4 protein-coding genes are annotated in these 3,570 nt (G+C 71.3%); 1 reads left to right on the top strand and 3 read right to left on the bottom strand.

The genetic code is table 11. The annotated features are described in order from the left end of the window. The 3 genes from AC27VN_RS35930 to AC27VN_RS35920 all read right to left on the bottom strand — a co-directional run. The coding region (locus AC27VN_RS35930) for an LLM class flavin-dependent oxidoreductase (RefSeq protein WP_490879717.1) at positions 1-619 on the bottom strand (619 nt) is incomplete at its 3' end. 15 nt (positions 620-634) lie between these two features. After that, positions 635-1,708: an LLM class flavin-dependent oxidoreductase gene (locus tag AC27VN_RS35925; protein WP_490879716.1), complete on the bottom strand. Its 1,074-nt coding sequence runs from the start codon at positions 1,706-1,708 to the stop codon at positions 635-637. After that, on the bottom strand, positions 1,705-3,084 hold the full coding sequence (locus tag AC27VN_RS35920; protein WP_490879715.1) for an LLM class flavin-dependent oxidoreductase: 1,380 nt from the start codon (positions 3,082-3,084) through the stop codon (positions 1,705-1,707). Before AC27VN_RS35920 ends, AC27VN_RS35925 begins: the two co-directional genes overlap by 4 nt. A 131-nt stretch (positions 3,085-3,215) precedes the next feature. Between AC27VN_RS35920 and AC27VN_RS35915 the strand changes: the two genes are divergently transcribed. Then, entirely contained in the window at positions 3,216-3,560 is a 345-nt protein-coding gene (locus tag AC27VN_RS35915; RefSeq protein ID WP_490879714.1) for a DUF3088 domain-containing protein, read from the top strand. Positions 3,561-3,570 lie beyond the last annotated feature (10 nt).

Raw genomic sequence — 3,570 nt, 5'->3', positions numbered from 1 at the left:
GATCGGCCACCAGCGCGCGCGCCGGCTCCGATTCGCCGCCCACGTAGATGCGTGGCCGCGCGCGGTGCAGGCCCGCCGGGCTCAGCCGGTAGTCGTCGAGCTTGAAGTGCTCGCCCGCGAAGCGCGTGCGCTCGCCGCGCAGCAGCGACTCCACCACCTCGATCCATTCGCGGCCATAGGCATAGCGCGCATCGTGCTCGGCGAAGGGAATACCGGCGCGCTCGAGCTCGGGCCGGTTCCAGGCATTGACGAGGTTGATCGCGAAGCGCCCGCCGCTGATCTCCTCGATGCCCAGCGCCATCTTCGCGAGCACCGCGGGGTGATAGAGGTAGGGCTTGATGGCCGCGATGATCTCGATGCGCGAGGTCAGCGCGGCCAGCGCCGCGGCGGCCGTCCAGGCCTCGAGCTGCGCGCTCTCGCCATCGTGCGGATTGACCGTGTGCTGCGCCACCAGCACCGAGTCGAAACCGAGCCGCTCGGCCTCGAGCACCAGCGCGCGGTTGCGCCGCCAGGAGGCGTCGTAGGGCTCGTCGGGGTCCTGCAGCGCGGCGCGGCTGCCGTGCACCAGCGCCCAGATGCCGAAGCGCGGGCCGGGCCCGCTGGAAGAAGTAGAGGTCATGGCGATGAGGAAGGGTTATGCGGCGGCATCGCGCAGCAGCGGCAGCAGCTGCTCGCCCTGCCGGCGGATCTCGTTGAGGTAGGGCGTATCGGACAGCACGAAGTGCGTGATGCCCAGCGCCTGGTACTTGCGCAGCGAGCGCGCGACGTCCTGCGCCGAGCCCACGAGCCAGGTGGTAGCGGCACCGCCGCCGCCGTACTTGCCGGGCGTGGTGTAGAGGTTGTCGTCGAGCACCTCGCCGCGCTCGTGCAGCTGCAGCAGCCGGCGCTGGCCCACGGCCTGCGCGCGGTCGGGCTCGCCGGGCGCCGCGCCGCGCGCCATCTGCGCCACCTTGGCCTCGGCATCGGCCCAGGCCTCCTCGGTGGTGTCGCGTACCAGCGTCGTGACCCGCAGGCCGAAGCGCAGCGGCGGCAGATCGCGGTCGAGGCTGCGGCTCAACGCCTTCAGCCGCTCGATGCGTTCCTCGATGCCGTCGCGCGGCTCGCCCCAGAACAGCTGCACGTCAGCCTCGGTCGCCGACACCCGCTCGGCCGCCTCGGAGGCGCCGCCGAAATAGATCGTCGGATGGCGTCGCGCGCCGCGCACCTCGATGCGCGGCTGCACGGTGGCGTTCTCCACGCCGAAGTGCTCGCCACGGTAGGTCACGCCCTCCTCGGTCCAGAGCCGGCGCACCAGGTGGATGAACTCGCGCGTGCGCGCATAGCGCTGCGCGGGGTCGCCCTCGCTGTCGCCATAGGCCGCGAGCTGGTCCTTGCCCGAGACGATGTTGATGCGCACGCGGCCGCCGCTCAGATGGTCGAGCGTGGCCGCGGCCGATGCGAACTGCGCGGGCCGCCAGTAGCCGGGGCGGATCGCGATCAGCGGCTCGAAGGTGGTGGTGCGCGCGGCCAGCGCGGTCGCCACCGTGAAGGTGTCGGGCCGGCCCCAGCCGGCGCCGAGCAGCGCGCCCTTCCAGCCGTGCGCCTCGAGCGCCAGGGCATGCCGGGTCAGCGTGTCGAGGCTGTTGTGGCCTTCGACGGCGGCGTCGCCGCGATGGCCGGCCACGACCTGGTTGGGGACGTACCAGAGAAATTCGGTGGGTTCGCTCATGCGTGGGCTTGCCGGTGGGAAGGAATCGATGCGGCCACGGCGGCAGGATGCGCGGGCCGCGCGAGCCCCAGGTGCTCGCGCAGCGTGCGGCCGGTGTATTCAGTGCGGAACAGCCCGCGCCGCTGCAGCTCGGGAATCACGAGCCGCGCGAAGTCGCTCAGACCATACGGCAGCGTCGGCGCGAGCACGTTGAAGCCGTCGGCCGCGCCGGTGCTGAACCAGTGCTCGAGCTGGTCGGCAATAGCTTCGGGCGTGCCGACCACGGTCCAGTGGCCGCGCGCACCCGCCACCTTCTCGTAGAGCTGGCGGATCGACAGGTCGTCGCGGCGCGCCATCTCGGAGAACAGCGCCTGGCGGCTCTTCCAGCCCTCGGTGACCGGCAGGTCCTGCGGAAAGGGACCGTCGACCGCGTAGCCCGAGAGGTCGACGTTGCCGAGGAAGGTCGACAGCAGCCCCACGCCGAGCACCGGGTCGATCAGGCCCTGCAGCTGTTCGAACTTCTCCTGCGCCTCCTGCTGGCTGCGACCGACGAAGGGCGAGATGCCCGGCAGGATCTTGAGCGAATCGGGGCCGCGCCCGTGCGCGGCCAGCCGCGCCTTGAGGCCGGCGTAGAAAGCGCGCGCATCCTCGGGCGTCTGCTGGGCCGTGAACACCACCTCGGCCGTGGCGGCAGCCAGGTCCTGCCCGTCGCCCGACGACCCGGCCTGCACCAGCACCGGGTGGCCCTGCGGCGCGCGCGGCGTCTGCAGCCCGCCATGCAGCGTGAAGTGCTCGCCTTCGTGCGCCACGCGGTGCAGCTTCGCGGGATCGAAGAAGCGGTTGGCCGCCTTGTCGTGCACGAAGGCATCGTCCTCCCAGGTGTCCCACAGCCCCTTGACGATCTTCACGTACTCGTGGGCACGCGCATAGCGGTGCGCATGCGCGAACTGCTGCGGCAGCCCGAAGCTGCGTGCCTCGAAATCGCTGCCCGAGGTCACGAGGTTCCAGCCGCTGCGCCCGCCGCTGACCTGGTCGAGCGAGGCGTACTTGCGCGCCAGGTGGTAGGGCGGCAGGTAGGTGGCCGACACGGTCGCCACCAGCCCGATGTGCGTGGTCGACTGCGACAGCGCCGCCAGCGTGACCAGCGGATCGAGCGGATACCACAGCGCGTTCTTCGCCACCACCTCGTCGGGCGGCCCGGGCAGGCCGACGTTGTCGGCGAAGAAGATGGCGTCGAACTTCGCGGCCTCGGCGATGCGCGTCCATTCGCGCAGCGCCTCGATGCGGCTCGCGGCGCCCGGGTCCACGTCGGGATGGCGCCAGGCCGCGAGGTGATGACCCACGCCGAAGAAGAAGGCGCCCAGGTGCATCTGGCGGCGCGTGCCCGCCTCGTTCATCGCGCTGCCTCCGTCGCCGGAACGCAAGCGCGCGATGCGGATATGCACATGTGCTTTTCTTCGTTCGCCCGCGAGCGGCTTCGCTCCATCGTTGGGTTCTTCATTTCACCGACTTCCAAAGGATTCCTCGCATGAGCCGCGACCGACTCTTCCTGCTCGAGGCAGGCTTCACCGACGACAAGCACCCGGGCGATGCCTTCGTCTGCCCCGACGGCCTGCCCATCGAGGGGCTGCTGGCCTCGGCGCCCGAACAGGCCGCGCGCCTCGAGGTGCACCGGCTGCCGTTCCCTCGCCCGCGCGCGGCCGTGGTGGCGCTGCTCGACGAGGCGCACCAGAGCCTGCCGGTGCTGGTGTTCGGCGACGAGCCGCCGGCACCGTCCGATGCGCAGTCGCTCGGCGCCTTGCGCTTCGTGACCGACACGCGCCGCATCCTCGCGCTGCTGGCCGAGCGCCACGGCTTCCCGAAGGTGCATTGACCTCCGACCG

It is taken from the genome of Variovorax sp. 20P10.2.4, from assembly GCF_058244205.1.
This window is presented reverse-complemented; position numbering and strand designations above follow the sequence as displayed.